20 protein-coding genes are annotated in these 23,197 nt (G+C 49.7%); 1 reads left to right on the plus strand and 19 read right to left on the minus strand.

Features of this window, described 5'->3' with window-relative positions:
- Window positions 1-435: 435 nt before the first annotated feature.
- The 19 genes from RGU72_RS14545 to RGU72_RS14635 form a co-directional block, all read right to left on the minus strand.
- A complete protein-coding gene (locus tag RGU72_RS14545; protein ID WP_322120409.1) occupies window positions 436-1,350 on the minus strand; it encodes a hydroxymethylglutaryl-CoA lyase in 915 nt (304 codons plus the stop codon).
- Window position 1,351: 1 nt separating this feature from the next.
- Window positions 1,352-2,281, minus strand: coding sequence for a glyoxylate/hydroxypyruvate reductase A (locus RGU72_RS14550; protein WP_322120410.1), 930 nt, complete (start codon window positions 2,279-2,281; stop codon window positions 1,352-1,354).
- Between the two features lie 65 nt (window positions 2,282-2,346).
- Window positions 2,347-4,362 carry an acetyl/propionyl/methylcrotonyl-CoA carboxylase subunit alpha gene (locus RGU72_RS14555; RefSeq protein ID WP_322120411.1) on the minus strand — a complete coding sequence of 672 codons (2,016 nt, stop codon included), beginning with the start codon at window positions 4,360-4,362 and terminating at the stop codon, window positions 2,347-2,349.
- A 121-nt stretch (window positions 4,363-4,483) separates the two neighbouring features.
- Window positions 4,484-5,512 (minus strand): biotin synthase BioB, encoded by a 1,029-nt coding sequence (gene bioB / locus RGU72_RS14560; RefSeq protein ID WP_322120412.1) that lies wholly within the window; start codon window positions 5,510-5,512, stop codon window positions 4,484-4,486.
- A 131-nt stretch (window positions 5,513-5,643) separates the two neighbouring features.
- Window positions 5,644-6,345 (minus strand): dethiobiotin synthase, encoded by a 702-nt coding sequence (gene bioD / locus RGU72_RS14565; RefSeq protein ID WP_322120413.1) that lies wholly within the window; start codon window positions 6,343-6,345, stop codon window positions 5,644-5,646.
- Window positions 6,342-7,532 (minus strand): 8-amino-7-oxononanoate synthase, encoded by a 1,191-nt coding sequence (gene bioF / locus RGU72_RS14570; protein WP_322120414.1) that lies wholly within the window; start codon window positions 7,530-7,532, stop codon window positions 6,342-6,344. Before bioF ends, bioD begins: the two co-directional genes overlap by 4 nt.
- On the minus strand, window positions 7,529-8,974 hold the full coding sequence (gene bioA, locus RGU72_RS14575) for an adenosylmethionine--8-amino-7-oxononanoate transaminase (RefSeq protein ID WP_322120415.1): 1,446 nt from the start codon (window positions 8,972-8,974) through the stop codon (window positions 7,529-7,531). Before bioA ends, bioF begins: the two co-directional genes overlap by 4 nt.
- A 255-nt stretch (window positions 8,975-9,229) precedes the next feature.
- Window positions 9,230-9,763 carry a DUF1569 domain-containing protein gene (locus tag RGU72_RS14580; RefSeq protein WP_322120416.1) on the minus strand — a complete coding sequence of 178 codons (534 nt, stop codon included), beginning with the start codon at window positions 9,761-9,763 and terminating at the stop codon, window positions 9,230-9,232.
- Entirely contained in the window at window positions 9,760-10,539 is a 780-nt protein-coding gene (locus RGU72_RS14585; protein WP_322120417.1) for an enoyl-CoA hydratase/isomerase family protein, read from the minus strand. Before RGU72_RS14585 ends, RGU72_RS14580 begins: the two co-directional genes overlap by 4 nt.
- Before the next feature lie 10 nt (window positions 10,540-10,549).
- On the minus strand, window positions 10,550-11,479 hold the full coding sequence (locus RGU72_RS14590; protein WP_322120418.1) for a dienelactone hydrolase family protein: 930 nt from the start codon (window positions 11,477-11,479) through the stop codon (window positions 10,550-10,552).
- Between the two features lie 29 nt (window positions 11,480-11,508).
- The gene (locus RGU72_RS14595; RefSeq protein WP_322120419.1) at window positions 11,509-13,131 is read right to left on the minus strand and encodes a carboxyl transferase domain-containing protein; all 1,623 of its coding nucleotides are present in this window, start codon (window positions 13,129-13,131) and stop codon (window positions 11,509-11,511) included.
- Window positions 13,128-13,541 carry a YchJ family protein gene (locus RGU72_RS14600; RefSeq protein ID WP_323491791.1) on the minus strand — a complete coding sequence of 138 codons (414 nt, stop codon included), beginning with the start codon at window positions 13,539-13,541 and terminating at the stop codon, window positions 13,128-13,130. Before RGU72_RS14600 ends, RGU72_RS14595 begins: the two co-directional genes overlap by 4 nt.
- A gap of 92 nt (window positions 13,542-13,633) precedes the next feature.
- Window positions 13,634-14,770, minus strand: a complete 1,137-nt coding sequence (locus RGU72_RS14605) for an acyl-CoA dehydrogenase family protein (protein ID WP_322120421.1) — start codon at window positions 14,768-14,770, stop codon at window positions 13,634-13,636.
- A 58-nt stretch (window positions 14,771-14,828) separates the two neighbouring features.
- A complete protein-coding gene (locus RGU72_RS14610; RefSeq protein ID WP_322120422.1) occupies window positions 14,829-15,497 on the minus strand; it encodes an SDR family oxidoreductase in 669 nt (222 codons plus the stop codon).
- Between the two features lie 60 nt (window positions 15,498-15,557).
- Window positions 15,558-16,739 (minus strand): acetyl-CoA C-acetyltransferase, encoded by a 1,182-nt coding sequence (locus RGU72_RS14615; protein WP_322120423.1) that lies wholly within the window; start codon window positions 16,737-16,739, stop codon window positions 15,558-15,560.
- 49 nt (window positions 16,740-16,788) lie between these two features.
- On the minus strand, window positions 16,789-18,603 hold the full coding sequence (aceK, locus tag RGU72_RS14620) for a bifunctional isocitrate dehydrogenase kinase/phosphatase (protein WP_322120424.1): 1,815 nt from the start codon (window positions 18,601-18,603) through the stop codon (window positions 16,789-16,791).
- A gap of 96 nt (window positions 18,604-18,699) precedes the next feature.
- Window positions 18,700-19,668: a pyridoxal-phosphate dependent enzyme gene (locus RGU72_RS14625; protein ID WP_322120425.1), complete on the minus strand. Its 969-nt coding sequence runs from the start codon at window positions 19,666-19,668 to the stop codon at window positions 18,700-18,702.
- 281 nt (window positions 19,669-19,949) lie between these two features.
- Window positions 19,950-21,134: an isovaleryl-CoA dehydrogenase gene (locus RGU72_RS14630; protein ID WP_322120426.1), complete on the minus strand. Its 1,185-nt coding sequence runs from the start codon at window positions 21,132-21,134 to the stop codon at window positions 19,950-19,952.
- Window positions 21,135-21,288: 154 nt separating this feature from the next.
- The gene (locus RGU72_RS14635; protein WP_322120427.1) at window positions 21,289-21,687 is read right to left on the minus strand and encodes a MerR family DNA-binding transcriptional regulator; all 399 of its coding nucleotides are present in this window, start codon (window positions 21,685-21,687) and stop codon (window positions 21,289-21,291) included.
- Between the two features lie 394 nt (window positions 21,688-22,081).
- Between RGU72_RS14635 and RGU72_RS14640 the strand changes: the two genes are divergently transcribed.
- Window positions 22,082-23,152 carry an MBL fold metallo-hydrolase gene (locus RGU72_RS14640; protein WP_322120428.1) on the plus strand — a complete coding sequence of 357 codons (1,071 nt, stop codon included), beginning with the start codon at window positions 22,082-22,084 and terminating at the stop codon, window positions 23,150-23,152.
- The last annotated feature ends 45 nt before the right edge of the window (window positions 23,153-23,197 follow it).

Consider the following 23,197-nt stretch of genomic DNA (forward strand, 5'->3'; position numbering starts at 1 on the left):
TCCTAGCCCTTGTTCTGATGGCGGGGTTATGGACATCAGCGGCGCTCCCGGTCAAGTTCTCCGCCGGGACTATATTTATACTCGCCTCAGCAGGCTTGTCAATGGGAGTGAACCGGCTGCTAGCTCTTATAATAATTAAAGTTTGGCCATCGTTTGGCACAGTTGGAGTCGCTTCTTAACTGCATTTTTTCTTCAGTAATCACAGCCAAATTAAGCCGAGCTAAATAAGGTATTCAGCACCTTACTTGAATTTGATGTTGCGGTTGGCTTGCGTTCCGCTTTGGCGCTGCCGCTTGTGCAGTCGCCTTCTTTTACTTACTTTTCTTGGCGAAGCAAGAAAAGTGAGTGGTCACTGGTCTACGGCTGGCAATCTAAGCAAACATCATAAATAGTTCAACAAAAAAAAAGCCCACGGTACATCATGCTATCGACCGTTTAACCAATCCTCTTTGCAGCAACAGCATTCCCGGCCCGACTAACCGCCTTCCGTCCCAGATGCCCGGAAATAAACTGCCCCGCATCCACCACCGCATTTAAATCAATCCCGGTGGCAATCCCCAGACCTTGCATCATAAACAGCACGTCCTCGGTCGCTACATTACCTGTCGCTCCTTTCGCATAAGGGCAGCCACCTAAACCCGCGACGGAGGAATGGAAGATCGAAATCCCAACTTCCAGACTGGCATAAATATTCGCTAGTGCCTGACCATAAGTGTCGTGAAAGTGTCCCGATAAACTATTTAGCGGAAAATCTTGCGCGACTAGTTGCATCACGTGCTGTACCTGGCGGGCAGTACCGACGCCGATGGTGTCGGCAATGTCGATTTCGTCGCAGCCCAGATCACGCAAGCGCTTGACGACATCGGCGACACTGGTAGGATCGACCTCGCCTTGGTACGGACAGCCAAAGGAACAACTGATACTGCCACGCAGGCGGATTTTATTTTTCTTGGCAGCTAGTGCGACATCGCGGAAGCGTTCTATTGACTCTGCAATCGAGCAATTGATATTCTTTTGTGCGAAGGCTTCGGACGCAGAGCTAAAGATGACGACCTCATCAGCACCGGCGGCGAGTGCGCCTTCAAAGCCTTTCATATTCGGGGTAAGTACCGAGTAAATCACGCCTGGTTTACGCTTGATGTTTGCCATGACTTCGCTTGAAGTCGCCATTTGCGGCACCCATTTGGGTGAGACGAAAGAGGCCGCCTCTATATTTCTGAAACCGGCATCTGTAAGGCGATTGACTAGCTCGATTTTGACATCGGCTGAAATGCTTTCTTTCTCATTTTGCAAACCATCACGTGGACCGACTTCGACGATTTTGACTTGCTTAGGTAAACTGCTAATCATATTAATATCCTCTGGATGGATCGACGATGCCAGTGACGGCCTTACCGTTTGCTAGCGCATTGATTTTATCTGCAATCTGTTTTGTACTTTCATCACGCAAGGTCATTGCCGCGATATGCGGTGTAATACTAATGCGAGACTCTGACCAGAAAGCATGTCCGGCAGGCAGTGGCTCGGTCTGGAACACATCTAATGTTGCACCGGCAATATGCTCTTCCCGTATCAAAGCCAATAAATCGTCTTCAACTAGATGGGCGCCGCGTGCAACATTAATAATGTAAGCACCCTTGGGCAATTTTTGTAAATTATTGCGGTTTAAAATATTGCGTGTATCGTCGGTCAGCGGCAAGATACAGACTACTACTTTGGATGTTTTTAAAAAAGCGTCGAGACCGTCTTGACCTGCATAACAAGTAACGCCTGCGATATTTTTTTGTGTACGGCTCCAGCCATTGATAGGAAAGCCGAAACCAGAAATCGCCTCTACAATCCGTTCACCCAAGACACCAAGTCCCATTACACCGACACTAAAATCTTGCTTCTCAAAGGGTGTTAGAAGTTGCCAGTGCTGTGCCTGTCTTTGCTGATCATAATGATCAAATCTGCGGTAGTAACGCAGTAAAGCATGGCTAACGTATTCTGCCATTTGTGTGCCCATACCGGCATCATCCAGACGAATAACGGGCACGCCTCTAGGTAGTGCATCACCCAACTGCAAAATCGCGTCAACACCGGCGCCGAGATTGAAAATCGCTTTTAAATCACTACGCCCTGCCAACATGGCGACTGGTGGCTTCCAAACAATCGCATAATCAGCGGCCGCAACATCACCGTCTTGCCAAACGCGGATATCACTATTTGGCAATGCACGGTTAAGGCTATTTAGCCATTGTTCTGGATTAATACCAGACGAGTAGAAGATTATTCTCATGTGAATTACGGTGGTCTCCCTGCTCCCTCTGGCGGGAGAGGAGTTCTAAAAATAAGCGCGGTTGACTAATCTTGTTTAAAGGTCAGTAATGGTGCGCCTTCAGTAACCTGATCTGCAACGGCATACAACACTTCCTCAACAACGCCGTCGTGCGGTGCCGCGATGGTGTGTTCCATCTTCATTGCCTCCATGATCAACAGTGCGTCGCCTTTTTTAACCTCTTGCCCGGCGCTAACCAGCACCGCGACGATCTTGCCTGGCATTGGTGCTGTTAGTCGTCCGCCTTCGCTTTCTGCCTCGCCTGCATGTGCCATTGGATCGGCGTAGTGTAATTGCGTGTGTTGATCTTGACTGAATATATTGAGCGTTTCGGCATTGCGTACTACGGTGCCGGTGATAGTTTGACCACCAAGCGTTTGATCACCAATCGTTAGGCTGAGTTGATGTCCCGTATGATTTGCTAACGTGACTTTTGCGCTAGCGCCGTTTACCGTGATTAACCAGGAATCTGCCAGATAACTGACAACAACTTCATGCGCACCATGCTCCTCCTCCAGCTTGATCGTACGCTGTAAAGTGCTGTTCATACGCCAGCCCTGATTGCTTTGCCATGGATCATTGCCGCCTATTTTTTCAGCTTGCAATAAGGATACGACCGCCAAAGCCAATACCGACATACTGGCTGGTACCACTGCCGGGAACAAGACCTCCTGATTGCGCTCAATTAAACCAGTATCCAGATCAGCGGTAGAAAATGCAGGACTGGTAATCAGACGCTGCAAGAAGGCGATATTCGAGGACAAGCCAACGATTTGATATTGTGCCAAGGCTTGCGACATACGTGCCAAAGCTTCGCTACGATCTTTGCCCCAGACGATTAACTTGGCGATCATCGGATCATAAAACGGTGAGATGCTGTCGCCTTCACGCACACCACTGTCAATACGGAAGGCCGCAGGCGCATTGACTACGCCACCTAACTCAAAATTAACAGCCGGTGGCGTCTGGTTATGCAGCAATGTACCGATGGACGGCAGGAAGCCTTTTTCTGGATTCTCTGCATACACACGCGCTTCTATCGCATGACCATTGATGCTAAGTTCTAACTGCGACATCGGCAAGGGCTGCCCGGCGGCGACACGCAATTGCCACTCAACTAAATCTGTACCGGTAATCATTTCGGTCACAGGATGTTCTACCTGCAAACGAGTATTCATTTCCATAAAGTAGAAAGAACCGTCTTGATTGGCTATGAATTCGACCGTACCTGCACCGACATAGCCTACCGCCTTTGCGGCAGCCACCGCAGCCTCACCCATAGCAGTGCGGCGCTCCGTGGTCATGCCCGGAGCCGGAGCCTCTTCTAATACTTTTTGATGGCGGCGTTGTACCGAACAATCACGCTCAAACAGATAAACGCAGTTGCCTTGTGTATCGGCAAAGACTTGTATCTCTATATGGCGCGGACGTTGCAGATATTTTTCTGCAAGTACTTTGTCATCACCAAACGAGTTAATCGCTTCCCGCTTACAAGAGGCGAGAGCTTCTTTAAAGTCGGCAGATTTTTCAATCACCCGCATACCTTTGCCACCACCACCAGCGCTGGCTTTGAGTAAGACTGGGTATCCGATACGGTCACCCTCTGTTTGCAAAAAATCAGCATCCTGATTGTCACCATGGTAGCCAGGTACCAGCGGTACATTGGCTTTTTCCATCAAAGATTTGGCGGCAGATTTACTACCCATCGCGCGGATTGCAGATGCTGGCGGACCGATAAAAACTAAGCCAGCTTTGGCGCAGGCATCGGCAAACTCACTGTTCTCTGATAAAAATCCATATCCCGGATGAATCGCCTGAGCACCAGTAGCCAGCGCAACTGCGATAATCTTGTCAGCACGCAGATAGCTCTCTTTAGCTGGAGCAGGTCCGATCAGGACTGCTTCATCGCAGACAGCAACATGTTTCGCATTCGCGTCTGCTTCTGAATATACAGCGACGGTTTTGATGCCCATGCGGCGTGCGGTAGCAGCAACACGGCAAGCGATTTCGCCACGGTTGGCGATCAGGATTTTTGTAAACATGGTTTGCTCTTTCAACAAAAATTCAAATCAAAAACTTCACGACAAAGACAAAAAATACAAAGGAAACACTCTGCTTTCTTGGCGAACATTTATCCTCTTTCGTCTTTGTCGCTCACAGTTTTTAGCGACAACTTCCAGCCTTTGCCTCAACTTTGCCACGGGTTTTCAAACCTAGCTTAGCGAGTAACACGCGGTCATCTTCTGCATCTGGATTTCCGGTCGTTAGTAATTTATCGCCGTAGAAAATCGAATTAGCGCCTGCCAGAAAACACATCGCTTGCACTGCTTCGCCCATCTGGCGACGACCAGCGGACAAGCGTACCCGCGCCTTTGGCATCGTGATGCGGGCAACGGCGATCGTACGCACAAACTCCAGCGGATCAAGCGGATCGAGTCCATGCAAAGGAGTGCCTTCGACTTGCACCAGATGATTGACCGGAACTGATTCTGGATAGGGATTGAGATTAGCTAATTGTGCGATCAAACCTGCACGTTGGCGACGTGATTCGCCCATACCGACAATGCCACCACAGCAGACTTTGAGGCCCGCAGTACGCACATGGCCTAGCGTATCTAAACGATCTTGATAGTCGCGGGTAGAAATTACATTGCTATAAAACTCTGGTGCAGTATCAAGATTATGGTTGTAATAATCGAGGCCAGCATCTTTTAGACGTTGTGCCTGTTCTTCTTTCAGCATGCCCAAAGTTGCGCAGGTTTCTAAGCCCATGGCTTTAACTTCACGCACCATGATTTCAACTTTTTCGATATCGCGGTCTTTGGGTGAGCGCCATGCTGCGCCCATACAGAAGCGGGTCGCGCCGTTTTCACGGGCGGCTTTGGCTGCATCTAAGACCTCGCGCACATCCAGCATTTTTTTCGCTTCAACACCAGTGTCATAACGTGCCGCTTGCGGGCAATAGCTACAATCTTCTTCGCAACCACCGGTCTTGATCGAAAGCAGTGTCGCCAATTCGACATCGCCCTCCGGAAAATTAGTGCGATGTGCCGTCTGTGCTTTAAACATCAGATCGTTAAACGGCAAATCAAACAAGGCCATCACATCGTCAAGAGGCCAAACCTCGGCTTCAATAGGCTTGACCGGCGTTTGGAAATTTAGAGGAGTAGCTGTCTGTTCTGTCTGTTGCATGGTGAAATCCTTCACATCAATTAATTCAATGAGTTACTAAGTTCTGTTGTCAATAGGCTTGGTTGTCAATAAAGTCCATTAACAATTCAGGACTTACGCAAAATTGTCCCGGTAAGGCAGTTGGGACGTTTTTACGTAAGTCCTGCAATTAAATCTAAATTCAAATAGCTGGCAGCGGCCTGTGCGCTTGGATCTGCCAGACTTGGGATAATCCCCAGCAAAGGTGCCGGCAATCTGTCCTTGAGAGCCTCTACGTTTTCTTCAAAATACGACATCTTAGCTTGTGTCGTGTTGGCAACCCATGCAACCAGCTTTAATCCACGCGCATTGATCGCCTCAGCAGTGAGCAATGCATGATTAATACAGCCTAAACGCATACCCACCACCATGATTACTGGCAGGGCAAATTGTTGCGCCATCTGCGCTGTATCAAAGGTCGCTGTCAGTGGTACACAAAAACCACCAACCCCCTCCACTATCACTGCATCGGATTGCTGTTGCAACTGGGTATAGCAAGTCTGGATATGCGTATCAGAAATACTGACATTTTCTTGCATAGCGACGATATGCGGTGCCGCCGCAGCTTGCATCAAATAAGGCGAGACTAAATCTGTACTCACCTTGATGCTGGAAGCCGCCTGCAACATATCCACATCATCGTTATGCCAGACGCCATCGATCAGGCTTGCACCAGCAGCGACTGGTTTCATACCGACAACTCGCAGGCCTCGCTGCGATAGGGCATATAACAAGGCGGCGCTGGTCAGCGTTTTACCGATTTCGGTATCGGTACCAGTAACAAAATAATCAGAGCGATTTTCTAAACGATTCATCGCGCAGCCTCCAGTTGATTCATCGCTGAAACCAGCTGTGCGACATCATCACTGGTATGCGAACCAGACAAGGTGATACGCAAACGCGCAGTACCCACCGGCACTGTCGGCGGACGGATTGCACCTACCCAGTATCCTTGGGCATACAAATCTGCGGCAATCCGCATGGTGCGGGCATTGTCACCAATCAGAATCGGTTGAATTGCCGTAGAAGACGCCATCAATTGCCACTGTTTTAGTTGCAAACCCTGCTGCATTTGTCTGATCAGATTCTGTACATTGGCTCTGCGTATCGCACCCTCCTCACCTTGTATCAGATCAAGGCTAGTTAACAAGGCATGCGCAATCGCGGGTGGTGCTGCCGTGGTGTAAATATAGGGCCGGGCTTTTTGCACCATCCAGTTAATCACCGTGGCATGGGCCGCAACAAACGCACCGGCGACACCGGCGGCCTTGCCCAAGGTTCCCATATAAACCAGATTCGGTGAACGCAAATTAAAATGTTCTAACGCACCACGACCATGGTCGCCCAAGACACCAAAGCCATGCGCATCATCAACCACTAACCAAGCATCGTATTGCTCGCATAAAGCGAGCAAAGCAGGTAACGGTGCAAGGTCACCATCCATAGAAAATACACTGTCAGTCACTACAATTTTAGTTGCTGCATTACTGGCACGCAGCAGGCTTTCTAAGGCAGCGACATCGCTATGCGGATACACCTTGACGGTGGCACGTGACAAACGCGCTCCGTCGATCAGCGAGGCATGATTCAATGCTTCAGAAAAAACGTCAGTGCTTGATTTTGATGCAGCAGCTAAGGCAGAAATCACTGCCAGATTTGCCATGTAACCGGTGCAAAAATAGAGCGCTTGCGCTTGCTCTAAATGCGGAGCAAGAAAACTGGCGAGTCTTTCCTCCAGCACTGCATGCGCACGCGAGTGGCCGCTGATCAGGTGGGATGCGCCGCTGCCTGCACCGTATAAAGCAACCCCTTCTTGCATTGCTGCGATGATTGCCGGATGGGCAGCAAACCCCAGATAATCATTACTACAAAAAGCCAGCATAGCCTTACCATCGACTTGGGTACGCGGTGCGCACATGGTGTCGGTGATGCGACGACGGCGTAGCAAACTTTGTGCGTCTAATGAAGTTAATTCCGTCTGCAGGTGGTCGAGTAATTTCATCGCGCCACCTTGATGACTTCTTCAAATACGGTCTGGATACGGGCCGCGACACCAGCGATTTCTTCATCGTCCAAAATATACGGCGGCATCAGATAAACGCTACGGCCAATAGGCCGCAACAACAGCTCATGCTGAAGTGCCGTAGTAAAAAACCGACGCGAAAAACTACTAGCCGCCGACACATCGTCTATGACTGCATCAAACGCCCAGATCATCCCTTGCTGCCGAAAATGCTGGACTTTGTCATGCTGAGCCAAAGGCTGAAGAGCCGCCGTAATCTTGGCTGCCTTGATCCGGTTTTGATTCAGTACATCGTCCGACTCAAAAATATCCAAGGTCGCCAACGCTGCACGACAAGCCAGCGGATTGCCCGTATAAGAATGCGAATGCAAAAAACCACGTGCTGTGTCACTGTGATAAAACCCTTGATAAATTTCATCCCGCGTCATCACTAAAGACAAAGGCAAATAGCCACCACTGATCCCTTTAGATAAACAAACAAAATCAGGCCAGATCTTTGGTAATGGATTTGCTTGTTGATGCGCTTGCTCATGTGCTTGTTCAAACGCGAAAAACGTACCGGTACGGCCGCATCCGACGGCAATTTCATCTGCAATTAAATGTACTTGGTACTGATCGCATAAGGTGCGCACCAATCGTAAATACTCTGGATCATGCATCGCCATGCCGGTGGCACATTGCACTAGCGGCTCCAAAATTACGGCAGCGATTTTCCCTGTATTTGCTTGCAGACAGCGCTCTAAATCTGCTGCGGCATGGCGCGCAACTTTGATAGCACCATCGGCGGCACTCTCACCGTCAAGCGCCTGGCGCGCATCCGGCGAGGCGACCACATGAGTATTATTGAGCAGGGGACCATAGGCATCGCGAAACAACTTTACATCCGTCACTGCCAATGCCCCCAAGGTCTCGCCGTGATAACTACCCTTGAGGCAGATAAATTCTTGTTTAGCGGTCTGCCCTGCGTTACGCCAAAAATGGAAACTCATCTTCAAAGCAATTTCTACCGCCGAGGCACCGTCTGAGGCATAAAAACAATGCCCCAACACACCACCTGTCAAAGCGGATAAACGCTCGGATAAACGAATCACAGGTTCATGGGTAAAACCTGCCAGCATCGCGTGCTCTAACTGATCAAGCTGATCTTTCAACGCGGCATTGATACGTGGATTGGCATGTCCAAATAGATTCACCCACCAAGAGCTGATGCCATCAAGATAGCGCTTGCCGTCGGTATCAAACAGCCAGGCACCGCGACCATGACTGACGGGAATCAGCGGCATAGACGTTTCATGATGTTGCATCTGGGTACACGGATGCCAGACACTTTGCAGGCTGCGCGCGACCCAGTCGGTTTTTTGATTCAAATTCAAACTGACTCCAAACTCTTCAACAGAAGATTCCTCAAAAGGAACGTCCATTACTTATGCGGCTTCTAGCAGGTTTATGCCCGGGAAGCCGCAGATTGATTGGACGTTCTATTTCAGGCAATTCTAAAAAACTTTAATCGAGATGCCAAACACAGTAACCGACGATTAAGGATTAAACATCAAGTAGGGTGCGCCATGCGCACCTTGAGTACCTGGCATCTCACCAGATGCACTCTTTTTATTCTTCGTTTGTTCATCAACGGTGCGCATGACGCACCCTACAGACCGTCTTACTACAAAGCTCCTCTAAGACTGAATTTCCTTAAGGTGATTTTCTATATGCATCACATGCGCGTTTGCAAACTCAGTCTTGCTTAATAAGCCGTAGGCAAAATGTGGCCGCAGTTCTCCTGTATAACTCTGAAACTCTTGCAACGCCTTGATCACCAGATCAATCGCCTCACCGACATTGCCGGTATCGGCAATCGCAGGTGCACCGGGAATCGGCTCAGTCAAATTGTGGCGCATCGCGCCGGCGACCGAGAATGCATAGAAGGCGGCACTACCGGCGGTGTGCTGAAACAACTCGGGCTTCATCTCGGGATAACCGGTCATCGAATACTGAATACTTTGCGCCAGATGCACGAACACTTTGTAAGGTGCCCAGCCAGTTTTTTGGACTAATTTGGTAGCCAGATCACGCGACTTCAACGCTTCTAACTGCGTTAGCATATTCGTGATCGAGGTAATTTCAACAGTCGATTTTCGGTAGCTTGCAAGACCAGCGGCAGCGACAGCAGTCAAGGCAACAGCACTGACTAACAATGTTCTCTTTTTCATAGCAGCCAGCCCGGTTTGCGTTTTTCTAAAAATGAGCGAACACCCTCACGTCCTTCGTCGGATGCGCGGATATGTGCAATACCCTCAACAGTTGCGGCGATCAATTCGCCCGTAAGTTCGCGGCTGACCACATTTTGTACCAGACGCTTTGCCTGCCTTACTGCGTTCGGACTATTCGACACCAGCGACTTAACGATCTCAGCGACCGTTTCATCAAGGGCGTCTGCACTCACCAGTTCATGCACAAACCCGATACGATGCGCTTCTGCTGCGCTGAACCTTTCAGCCGTGACGAAGTAACGTCGCGCTGCGCTCTCGCCCATCGCCTTAATCACATACGGAGAAATCGTCGCGGGAATCAAACCGAGTTTGACTTCACTTAAACAATAATTCGCCACATCTGCACTGACCGCGATATCGCAAGCAGCAACCAAACCCATGCCACCTGCGTAACAATCGCCTTGTACTTTGGCGACTACAGGTTGAGGGCAACAATAAATAGTCCGCAGCATTTCAGCCAGTTGACCTGCATCGGCGAGGTTTTCTTCGTGAGAATAATCCGCCATTTTTTTCATCCAATTTAAATCTGCGCCAGCACAAAAAGCGGAGCCATTCGCGGCCAGCACAATAGCACGGATGTGATCGTTAGCAGCCAAATCCCGGAAGGTCTGAGTTATCTCGGCGATCGACATTTCATTAAAGGCATTGCGGACTTCCGGGCGATTGAGTGTGACTGTCGCGACATAATCACTGATTGAAATTGTGAGCGTATCCATTACGTTTTTCCTATTTATTCGGTACTCTGACAAATCCATTTACATCCAGAAACTCACTTACAAGTGGCTCCCAAATTTTGATCCCTGCTGCAAACAAACTATGTCCATCTTTACCGAAAGACGGCAGTAATTTGTAGTCTGCTTTACCACCCGCTTTAACAAAAGCAGCATGCCATGCCCGGCTGTATGTTGGGCTAAAATACTGATCGTTTTCGGTATATATCCATAGCATGGGTGCTTTGCTTGTCTCGCCAAAACTGGCATACATTTTTTCTAACTTATAACCCTCACAAGGCTCGCCTGGGTGAGTTACCGGATCACCGCCAGAGCCACCTGCAAAATTAATCGCTGCAATCAGACCACTTGGATTTTTTGCTACTGTTGCGACCGTGCTATAGCCGCCAACCGACTGCCCTACAATTAGCACGAGACTTGAATCAACATAGCTTTGCTTTTTTGCGTAGGCCAATACTTCCAGAATTTCTGCACTTGCGGCCTCGGCCATCGGAGCATAATTTTTACGATTACAAGAACCGCTTTCTTCAGGGTCTGGACTGACTCCCATTTCGCCATAACCGATCCGGGTTGGCACAAATACAGCAAAGCCTCGTTGTACAAAATAGCGTACTTGTTGGGTATAGCGGAACCGTGGCGGCTCCGCGCGATTAGTCCCGCTACGACCATGATTTAAAATCAAAATCGGGAACGGGCCATCACCATCCGGCTTGAATTGTGTGATGACGACTTTGCCAGTAATCTGACGATTAAACATATCTCTGACTGCGATATCCATGCTGGTCACAGACTCGTTTAACTCTTTAGATAGCTTTAGCGCTGACGCTGAACTTGCTACGCCAGACGCGATTGGGGCAGACATATCTGGCTCGCCAGACTGAGCATATACAGACATACTCACCGTAGCAAGCAAGGTAAATTGCATTCGATTCAGACAAAGAGTCATCGCGGCACCTACATCCTAAACAAACCAAACTTCACATCCGGTATCGGCGCATTCAACGCTGCTGACAATCCCAATCCAAGCACCATACGCGTATCTGCCGGATCAATCACGCCGTCATCCCACAAGCGGGCGGAGGCGAAATAGGGGTGGCCCTGATGCTCATATTGGTCTTTGATCGGTTGCTTAAAGGCGTCCTCTTCTTCCGAAGTCCACGTGCCGCCTTTGGCTTCGATGCCGTCGCGCTTAACGGTCGCCAGTACGCTGGCTGCTTGTTCGCCGCCCATGACGGAGATACGTGCATTTGGCCACATCCACATAAAGCGCGGAGAGAAAGCGCGACCACACATGCCGTAGTTACCGGCACCAAAACTGCCGCCGATAATGACGGTAAATTTTGGTACATTGGCAGTGGCGACAGCGGTAACCATCTTTGCGCCGTTGCGGGCGATACCTTCGTTTTCATATTTGCGACCGACCATGAAGCCGGTGATATTTTGCAAAAATACTAGCGGGATTTTGCGCTGACAGCATAGCTCAATAAAATGCGTTCCCTTTAATGCAGATTCAGAAAACAGAATACCGTTGTTCGCAATAATACCTACCGGCATGCCGTGGATATGTGCAAAGCCGCAGACTAAGGTAGTGCCATAACGCGCCTTGAATTCATCGAAATGGCTACCATCGACTACACGCGCAATCACTTCACGCACATCAAATGGTTTGCGGGTATCTACCGGTATGACGCCATATAATTCTTGCGGGGGGAATTTCGGCTCTTCTACTTCTTTTAATACGACGCTAGCTGGCTTCTGACGATTTAAGTTAGAGACGATGGTGCGCGCCATTGATAGCGCATGAGTATCGTTTTGTGCCAGATGATCGACCACACCGGAAAGACGTGTGTGGACGTCACCGCCACCAAGATCTTCGGCGCTGACGACTTCACCGGTAGCGGCTTTGACTAGCGGTGGACCACCCAGAAAAATCGTCCCTTGATTTTTGACGATAATCGATTCGTCACTCATCGCCGGCACATAAGCGCCGCCAGCGGTACACGAGCCCATGACCACCGCGATTTGCGGTATACCTTTGGCCGACATGGTTGCCTGATTGAAGAAAATGCGACCGAAATGATCCCGATCAGGGAATACATCATCCTGATTTGGCAAGTTAGCGCCGCCACTGTCCACCAGATAAATACATGGCAAATTATTTTGCTCGGCAATTTCTTGTGCGCGCAGATGTTTTTTGACCGTCAACGGATAATAAGTCCCGCCCTTCACCGTCGCGTCGTTACAGACAATCACACATTCTTGCCCTGCTACGCGACCGATACCGGTAATTACACCGGCGGACGGAGCGGCGTCGGCACCGCTCTTTTCTTTGTACATATCGTAGGCGGCAAGTTGTGAGAACTCTAGAAATGGCGTACCTGCATCCAATAACATTTGCACCCGATCACGTGGCAACAACTTACCGCGTGCCAGATGTTTTTTGCGTGCTTCATCACCGCCACCGAGAGCGATCTTAGCTACTTTTTCTTTGAGGTCATCGACCACTCGCTGCATAGCAGCAGCGTTGGCTTTGAAGTCTTCGGAGCGGCTATTCAGTTTGGAATCTAAGGTCGTCATTTGTCTTTTCTCTTCTTATCGTCTTTGGTCGGAAAGCTACCATCTACATAAAACCATTTACCATCTTCTTGTAAAAAACGGCTTAGCTCATGCAGGCGATGTGCTCGCCCGCCAATTTTGTAACGTGCTACAAATTCTACTAACGCGCTGTCCGTCTTACCTGTATCAAGCGAGTAATTTTTAACTTCTAAACCCAACCATTGAGTTGGCTCATCATGCACGATTTTTTCTGCCGGACAAGTGCGAACATCCCAAGTCGCACGCAGATAAGCCTCATCTCCCAAGGTATAGGCGGTATAGCGGGAGCGCATCAAGACCTCTGCATTAGACGCGATAACGCTACCGCTTAAATAGGGGGCACAACACTGGCTAAACTGTTTTCCTGAATCACAGGGACACAACTTTGTCATACCGGTTTATTTGCTTTCACTATGTCTTTCAATTTTTTCTCTTCCGACCAAACAGCGGTTTATTCATTCTGCCGCTTGCGGGAGAGTGAACTTTAACCATGCGCTAACGCACGTCCAATCAGGATTTTTTGGATATCTGAAGTGCCTTCATAGATTTGGCAAACCCGCACATCACGGTAAATCCGCTCGACGGGAAAATCGCTGACGTAGCCATAACCACCGTGCACTTGTATCGCATCGGAGCAGACTTTTTCTGCCATTTCAGATGCAAACAATTTCGCCATTGCCGCCTCTTTCAGACAAGGCTTGCCTGCGTCTTTTAAACTGGCGGCATGCCAAATCAGTTGACGGGCAGCTTCGATCTGGGTCGCCATATCGGCCAGTTTGAACTGTACCGATTGATGATCAAAAATCGCTTTACCAAAACTGGTACGGTCTTTGGCATACGCCAGAGCAGCCTCAAATGCAGCGCGTGCCATACCCACTGATTGCGAGGCAATCCCGATACGTCCGCCCTCTAAACCGGATAAGGCAATTTTGTAACCCATGCCTTCTTCGCCAATCAAATTCTCAGCTGGAATACGACAATTTTCAAATAAAATTTGCGCCGTATCGGAAGAGTGCTGCCCCATTTTTTGTTCCAGACTGGCGACGATATAACCCGGTGTATTAGTTGGCACCCAAAAAGCGCTGATACCTTTTTTACCTGCAGCTTTGTCCGTAACTGCCATGACAATGGCGACGTCCGCATGTTTGCCACTGGTGATGAATTGCTTGACACCGTTCAATACGTATTCGTTGCCTTCTTTCTTCGCTGTAGTACGAAGATCGGCAGCATCGCTGCCTGCATGCGGCTCGGTCAGACAGAAAGCACCAAGCATCTTGCCACTGGCCAGCGGTCGCAGCCATTGCTCTTTTTGGGCATCGTTCGCATACATCATTGCGATGCTGCACACGGGACAATTGTTGACCGATACCACGGTAGAAGTTCCACCGTCACCGGCGGCAATTTCTTCCAGTACCAGCGCCAGAGACAGATAATCCATACCGGCACCGCCAAGCTCTTCCGGCACGGCGACACCATAAGCACCCATCTGCGCTAGTTCTTTTAATTCTGCGGCAGGGAAGTGGTGCTCTTTATCCCAACGCGCCGCGTTGGGCACTAATTTTTCCTGAGCAAAGGCGCGAATAGCATCGCGTATCATTTCGTGTTCTGGCGTTAATAACATGCTTAGTCTCGTGATTTTTATGGATTGCTAATGACTTACTAACTTATTTACCCGCTTGCTACCAGCTTATACCCGTGCCGTCGTAATTAAAGAACTGCCCATTATCTTTTGCGGTAAAAGCAGCCAGACTAGCGCGTATGCCGCTGGCACTTTGTTCCACCGTGATATCTGCACCAGCACCACCCATATCAGTTTGTACCCAACCTGGATGGAAGGCAACGCAGACAACATGTTTTGCTTCCAGCGAGACATCTTTTAACACTGAATTGAGAGCGGCTTTACTAGCGCGATACAACCATCCGCTGGAACTCTCACGCAAGCTGATTGATCCCATACGTGACGAAATCACTGCCAGCTTACCTTTGGTGTTTTCTACGAGAGGCAACACCATCGGTAAGATACGCATCGCAGCCAGAACGTTGGTATGCATGACCTCGTCAAAATGATTTTCATCCGGTGAAGTTAAGCCAGAAATACGTGGCCCGTAGACACCGGCATTCAAAATTGCGACATCAATTTTTTCGTCATCCAGCCGCCAGCCTAATCCCGCGCAATCGTTGAGATTGGTGACATCCAGCGGTAAAGCCTCACATCCCGCCGCTTGTAACGTCGCCAGATCTTCCGGTTTGCGAGCAGTGGCGATGACGCGCCACCCGGCAGCTTTGTATTGCTTTGCCAGTTCGTGGCCGATACCGCGAGAGGCACCGAGAATTAAGGCTGTTGGCATTATTTTTCCGAAGATAGAAGATAAAAATTGAGTTTGTTGATCGGGTGCGCTGAGTACTATTTAAACCAGCTCAATTGCCATCGCAGTACCTTCACCGCCGCCAATACATAGTGAAGCGACACCACGTTTTTTACCTTGTTTTTTCAACGCACCGATCAAAGTGATAATGATACGGGCACCTGATGCGCCAATAGGATGACCCAGTGCACAAGCACCGCCGTGAACATTAATCTTGTCATGAGAAATGCCGAGGTCTTTCATCGCCGCCATTGGCACTGCTGCGAAGGCTTCATTGATCTCAAATAAATCGACATCGGCAGTTGTCCAACCAATTTTTTTATACAGCTTTTCTATCGCGCCGATGGGTGCTGTGGTGAACCAACCTGGTTCTTGCGCATGGCTGGCGTGACCGAGGATTTTAGCGATCGGTGTCAAGCCGAGTTCTTTGGCTTTAGACTCACGCATCAAGACCAGTGCAGCGGCACCGTCGTTGATCGATGAAGAGGATGCAGCAGTGATCGTGCCGTCTTTTTTAAACGCTGGCTTTAATGCCGGAATTTTATCGAGCTTGGCTTTGAGCGGACCTTCATCTTTGTCGATAACGACATCACCACTGCGGCCAGATACCGTCACAGGAGCGATTTCCCATGCAAAAGAACCATCGGCAGTCGCTGCTTGTGCGCGCTTGACAGAGGCGATTGCAAACGCATCTTGCTCTTCGCGGCTGAACTGGTATTTGGCTGAGCAATCCTCGGCAAAAGTGCCCATTGATCTGCCTTTGTCGTATGCATCTTCCAGACCATCCAGCATCATGTGGTCGTACATCATGCCGTGACCGATACGATAACCGCCACGCGCTTTTGGAATCAGATACGGTGCGTTGGTCATCGATTCCATACCGCCGCTGACCATGACTTCATTGCTGCCCGCAAGAATGGAGTCAAACGCCATCATGGTTGCCTTCATCGCAGAGCCACACATTTTTGATAAGGTAACCGCACCGGTAGACATGGGCAAACCAGCAGCCAATGCAGCTTGGCGCGCTGGCGCCTGACCTTGACCTGCCATCAGACAGTTACCGAACAAAACTTCTTCAATCAGTTCTGGTTTAACACCAGAGCGCTCGACTGCCGCCTTGATCGCTACTGCACCTAATTGACTAGCGGTGACAGAAGAAAAATCGCCCTGAAATGCACCCATAGGTGTGCGTGCGGCGCCGACGATAACGATAGGATCATTCATGTGATATCTCCAAAAAATTGTTTGTAAAGATGAAGCGAACTTTTGTGAATTATTTTTGCGAACTCTGTGTTTTCAACTCATTTAACTGATGCAGTTGAGTTTGATGGCTGAAGCGTACTTCTTGCGGATAAGGGAAAACATCATCCACTTTGCCCGCCATAATGCGTAGCTTGCGCGTTTGCCAGTAATCTGCTGTCAGTAAATCGGCATGATGCTTCATAAAATACTGCCGCACCTTGGGGTTGCCCAATAAGAAAGGGCCGAACTGTTCTGGGAATACATCATTTTTTGCGACTGGATACCATGGCTCCGACGCCATCTCGTCTTCTTCATTACGCGCTTGCGGAATCACGCGAAAATTACAATCGCTAACGTATTCAATCTCATCATAATCATAGAACACGACACGGCTATGGCGCGTCACGCCAAAGTTTTTATACAGCATATCGCCAGGGAAAATGTTTGCCGCGACTAGCTCTTTAATGGCGTTGCCGTATTCAAAAATACCGTGCTCAATGGCCGCATCATCGCCGCTTTTCTCTGCTTCGCCCAAGAAAATATTTAAGGGCACCATCCGTCTTTCGATATACAGATGTTTGATGATGATTTCGTCGTCCTCTTCCTCTACGATGGAGGGCGCATATTGCTTGATTTCTGCCAGCAACTCTTCAGAAAAACGGGCTCGTGGAAACGCGACATCCGAGTATTCCAGCGTGTCTGCCATACGTCCAACGCGATCATGATTTTTGACCAGCTGGTATTTTTCTTTGATCAGCGCTTTGGTGGTTTCTTTCGGTGGCGGGAAGCTATCTTTTATCAGCTTGAACACATACGGGAACGACGGCAAAGCAAACACCAGCATCACTAGACCGCGGATACCGGGTGCGGCTTCGATGCGGTCTGAAGAGTATTTGAGGTGATGCAAAAAGTCACGGTAGAACAAATTTTTGCCATGCTTTTGTAAACCCAGTATCGTGTAAATTTCGCTACGCGGCTTCTTCGGCAAAATGCTGCGGATGAACTGCACATAGGCCGATGGCACCAGCATGTCCACCATGAAATAAGCACGGGTGAACGAGAACAAAATCGTGATCTGTATCGTGTCAAACAGAATGGTATCAAGCACCAATTCACCCTTACGATTGTGCAGAATCGGAATGATAAAAGGTGATTCTTTATTCCCGTTAATCCGTTTGCCGACGATGTAAGCTCCCTTATTGCGGAAGAACAAATTCGCCAGTACCTGGATCTGATGATTTGGCTCTAATTTATCGCTTTCTAGCAGCACTTTTAAACGCTCAGCGACGAACTCTACATCCCTGTCCAAATCCGCAAAACTGGCTTTGAGCTGGAAATTAGTGATGATACGTTTGAGTGTGTAATGCAAGCCATCTTTGGCGGGGTAATACACGCGATAAGTTGGTGGCGTGTCTTTGTTCTCGATGTATTCGGTAGAAACTGCAGGGCGTACAAAAATAAAATCATTATGGAAGTAATTCCGGTGCAGCATCTTGGTACAGACCGTATTGAAAAATGTCTCTGCCAGTTCCGGTTGCAAATGGTCGATCAGCAAACCCATGTAATGCAGCTTCACTTCGCGCCAGACCTGATCTGTCAGGTCCTCTTGCTCGTACTCGTCTTCCAGCGTTTGTACACATTCTTTCACGCGTTTGTCGTAATAGCCGATCCGTTCACGCGCTGCATTTTGTGCGGCCTTCCAGTTGCCGGTTTCAAAATCACTTTTTGCAGTCTGGCTGGAGGCGCGGAACAAACGGTAATGTTTGTCGAAGCCATCCATGATCGTACGCGCAATATCGAACGCGATCTGAGAGGACAACAATTTAGGGAAGGCGACTTGGGGCATAGTGTCTTAGTGTCGGGGCAATTTTGGTACGGATTTAGCTTCGGATTTAGCCTTAACAGCGGCGGCAGAATTCAAAAGTTTCATATTCGCTCTGGGTTACAAACTCGGCTGCAAACTAGACTGCAGTTTGATCAGGTTCGCCAAGTCTACCCCCATACCACCGCAGACGACGATCAAGGGTCGCTGATATTGCGCCAAGATCGCAAGCTCTTGATACGCTACGGCCAAAGCAGCGCCACAAGCAGGCTCCACCAAAGTACGCATATCGTCAGCAAAACTCAGGCACGCCTGTATCGCCTGTGCGTCGCTGACAGTGACCGCATGGATCTGATGGGTTTGAGTATGATCAAAAGCCTGCTGCGCTACCCGTCGCGCACCCAATGTGCTGGCAATGGAGGTAATCGCAGGCAAGGTCACCAGCTCATCCGCCTGCACTGCTGCATGTAACGATGCGGCGCCCTCAGTTTCTACTGCAATCACCGGAATATTCGCTGCGCCATTGCGTTGCAAACCCTGCACGATGCCGCTGAGTAAGCCACCACCGCCGACCGAGCAAATCACCACATCAAAATCATGTCCTGCCTGCACTACTTCATCAATGAGCGTGGCATTGCCATCCCAGATATCAGGGTGATCAAACGGCGGGATATACACTGCATTCGGGTCCTGGCACAGCTTAAGCGCGAGTTGATTTGCCTCGTCCCATTGCGTGCCTTCGACAATCAGTTCCGCACCGATTGCGCGAATTGCCTCACGCACATTCTCGGGTGTCGAGTGTGGGACGACGATGGTGGTGCGTACTGCCAGGGCGGCGCCCGCCACAGCAGCGGCAAATCCGGCGTTGCCGCCGGACGGACAAACCAGATGCGTCGCGCCATTGGCGACCGCGCGCTGGCACATCAAACCAATCCCGCGCAGCTTGAATGAGCCCGAAGGCTGCGTGTTTTCCATCTTCAGCCAGACTGCTTTACGTAACTGCGCCGACAACTTGCGATGCTGTAGCAATGGTGTCTGGATGTGTAGAGTAGCTGGCAAAGTAGTTAACATGGCAAGTGAGCTATTCATCGAAGCTGGTTGGCGAATGATTGAAGCATGAGAAAAAGACCGGATTATTGCGCTAACGTAAAAAGTTGATTCTGCAAAAGTATCGACATATTTTAATATACTCCCCAATATATTTTATAAATATGCCTTATTGTCCATTGATTCTAAGGACAACTTAAATATACCTACTGGGAGTATCTTTTAATTCGACATCAACACACTGGCAAAACCGGTACAAATACCCCATCCATCTTGCCAGCGCACATCTGCTTCCCCGCCTTATTTCAAGGACGGATAATCCCTTACTTCGTCTCTGCAAACAACTCTCGACCGATCAACATACGACGGATTTCGCTGGTGCCTGCGCCGATTTCATACAGCTTCGCATCACGCCATAAACGTCCGACGGGATATTCATTGATGTAACCGTTGCCGCCCAGAGTCTGAATCGCTTCGCCCGCCATCCAGGTGGCTTTTTCTGCGGAGTACAAAATCGCGCCAGCGGCATCTTTGCGCATCGCACGCACCGCCTCTGGTGTTTTGGCTCGGTCGCAGGCCTGACCAACGGCATACACATAGGCTTTGCAAGCCATCATGGTGGAATACATATCCGCCAGTTTGCCCTGCATTAACTGGAATTCGCCGATAGGCTGACCGAATTGTTTGCGGTCATGCACATACGGCACAACGGCATCCATACAGGCTTGCATGATTCCGAGCGGACCACCGGACAATACGGCGCGCTCAAAATCCAGACCTGACATCAATACGTTGACACCTTTGCCCAGACCGCCAAGGACGTTTTCTGCTGGCACTTCGCAATCTTGGAATACCAGCTCACCCGTGTGGGAGCCGCGCATGCCGAGTTTGTCGAGTTTTTGCGCGATGCTAAAACCTTTAAAACCTTTTTCGATCAGGAAAGCGGTCATGCCGCGTGGACCCGCCTCCAGATCATTCTTGGCGTACACCACCAACGTATCCGCATCGGGGCCATTCGTAATCCACATTTTGGTGCCATTCAATACCCAGCGATCGCCTTTAAAATCAGCACGTAATTTCATGCTGACGACGTCTGATCCTGCATTGGGTTCGGACATAGCCAATGCACCAATATGCTCACCAGAAATCAGTTTTGGAAGGTATTTAGCTTTTTGCTCAGGTGATCCGTTGCGATTGATCTGGTTGATACACAGATTAGAATGCGCGCCGTAAGACAAGCCGACGGAAGCAGAGGCGCGGGAAATTTCTTCCATCGCGATGATGTGCGCCAGATAACCCATATTGGCGCCGCCGTATTCTTCTGAAACGGTCATACCATGCACACCTAGATCGCCCAGTTTGCGCCATAAATCCATAGGGAACTGGTCACTGCGGTCAATCTCAGCCGCGCGCGGTGCGATTTCTGCCTCCGCAAATTGCTGGATTGCTTCACGCAAGGCGGCGATGTCTTCGCCATGATCAAACGTTAAACCTGGGAGATGCAGCATGTCGTCCTCACTTTTTTATGTTGAATGTGTTACCAGATAATGATTATCGCAGCGAAATTCTATACAAACTCGATGGAAATGCAGCCAAAAATCATACTTCAAATTGACGTTTACGTAAACGTCAATCATATTTCTAAAATGCAAACTGGTAGTTTTACTTATTCTCAGAATGAGCTGCCAGCGTCAACAAGCGATTGCTCTCTTCTTCATGTGCGCTGATTTCTGCCAGCATAACTTCAATATCTTCACGCTGTTGCTCCAAGGCAGCGCGATGGCGCGCTAAAACACTTAAAAAGCTTTGTAACTGCGGTGCTGTGTCCTTGGGTGAGCCGTACATATCGACCAGACTCTTGATGTCAGACAAGCTCAGACCGAGACGTTTGCCGCGCAGGGTTAGTTTGAGATGCGTCCTTTCGCGGGCGGTATAGACGCGGTTGCGTCCGCTGGGACCGTCCCGCGTGGGGCTGATCAGACCTTGATCTTCGTAAAAACGAATCGCCCGCGGGGTAATGTCAAATTCTCGTGCGAGGTCGGTAATTGTGTAGGTGGCCATGTTGATCAAGTCGGGAAATCAGAATAGTAGACAAAACATCGGACAAAACAGGAAAGCGGTTTTCTGGCTACAATCGCAGGCACTGCTTGCAAACGGCGACTGTACGTTGGTATTGCGCGCTGATATTGCAGGCAAATAATCGTCGCAAATAATTGTTGTAAGTAAGCTGCACATGAACGTTTGCATTCAGCTTGCATTTATGCTTGGTATTTACGCTCGGCATTTACGTTAACGTAAGCGTCAAACTGCCTGAAATCGCATTGTAGGATATTCCTTGGCGCATGTGTGCCGAAAAATAGGATTTCCCAGAATGCCCTCATGCTCGCCGACTGACCTTCAATTAAATGCAAAACGAACACAACAAGAAATCACATCACGAGACCAGAAAACCGCTATGAATCCTCTTGAACTGCAACTCGATTATCCGCTGGGCGACACCTTGCCCGACTTGGGCAAAACCATCGTCATCGCGCCGGGCGTGTTGTGGATCAGGATGGGCTTACCGTTTGCGCTGAACCATATCAATTTGTGGTTGATTGAAGATGATTACGAGGGCGAGCATGGCGTAGTGCAGGGCTGGACTGCGATTGACTGCGGCATCTCCAGCGAGCCGACGCGCGATGCATGGGAAGCCTTATTCAGTGATCCTGCACTCGGCCTGCGCGGTCTGCCGATTGTGCGGGTACTGGCAACGCATTGTCATCCCGATCATATTGGTCTGGCGGATTGGTTATGCCAACGCTGGCAAGCACCGCTGTGGATGACGGCGGGTGAGTACGCATTTGCCCGCATGATGTCGGCTAGCTTGCCGGGCGCCGATGGCAGCGCGATGTTTCCGCATTTTAAAAAACACGGTATGGTGTCGGAGATGCAAGAGCAGATTGCCGAGCGTAAAAGTTATTACACCACGCTAGTGCCAAGCGTGCCGACGGCATATCGGCGCATGCAAGAAGGCCGGGACGTGCGGATTGGCGGGCATGACTGGCAAATCATTACCGGCTTCGGCCATTCACCGGAGCATGCCTCGTTGTATTGCGCAGCGCTGAATCTGCTGATCTCCGGCGACATGGTGTTGCCACGTATCTCGACCAATGTGTCGGTGTTTGCGATTGAGCCGGAAGCCAATCCAGTGCAGCAATATCTGGATTCGCTGGCAAAATATGCATCCTTGCCGGACGACGTGTTAATACTCCCGTCGCATGGCAAACCTTTTCGCGGCTTGCATACCCGCATCCAGCAACTGAATGACCATCACCGCGACCGTCTGGCAGAAGTCGTCGCGGCCTGTGCGACCGAAAAATCCGCGGCAGATATCGTCCCTATCATGTTTCCACGCGCACTGGACGCACATCAACTGACGTTCGCCTTGGGTGAAGCGCTGGCGCATTTACATAAGTTGTGGTTCGATGGAGTACTGCGCCGCAACTTGGGTGCTGACGGAATTATGCGATTTGTCACTGCCTAACTGATAACTATACTAGGTAGGGGTAAGTTACATCAATGCCGTATT

Source organism: Undibacterium sp. 5I1, assembly GCF_034314085.1.
In the GTDB taxonomy this organism is placed as follows: Bacteria; Pseudomonadota; Gammaproteobacteria; order Burkholderiales; family Burkholderiaceae_D; genus Undibacterium.